We start from the raw sequence: 588 nt of genomic DNA on the forward strand, positions 1-588 counted from the left end.
AAAATCCATGGACGCTATTAACGGCAAAAAAATGGATTTTGACTTAGGTGGTGTCGTTGCCGTTGGTATTCCAAATAAATTCTTATCAGCAACTGTCTACGGAAAACTCTACACAGAGTCATTTGTTCAACCTAATGTCGATACATCAGGTGTCGATCCACTGACAGACAGCTATGTTCAAGGTGTTTCGATTGGCGTAGCGGAGGCGGGGGTGTCTCTTGCCAAGTACACCAACTTTATGAATCAGCATCTTTCTTTTGGTATCACCCCAAAACTGCAGCGCATCTATACATATTCGTATGCGACCAGCTTTAAAAACTTTGATACCAAAGATCTCCGTGAACACGAAACTGCTGAAACTATGTTTAACTTAGATGCGGGTGCACTTTGGTTCTTCGGCCCATATCGTTTGGGTATCTCGGCTAAAAACTTGATTGGAAGAGACGTGAAAACCAAATCGTTCCAGTACAACACTGATACGATTCAGTCATACGAATACAGTATGAGACCTGTTTACACAGTAGGTGCGGGTATCGTTGCAGACTACTTTACCATGAGCGTCGACTACGACTTAAATGAAGAGAAACG

At 42.7% G+C, this 588-nt stretch carries 1 protein-coding gene; it reads left to right on the plus strand.

Annotated features, from left to right (window positions below; translation table 11 throughout):
• Positions 1–588: conjugal transfer protein TraF (locus R7Z77_RS27055; protein WP_318137266.1), on the plus strand; the 588-nt coding region annotated here is incomplete at both ends.

The sequence above is a fragment of the Vibrio sp. 1401 genome (assembly GCF_033340295.1).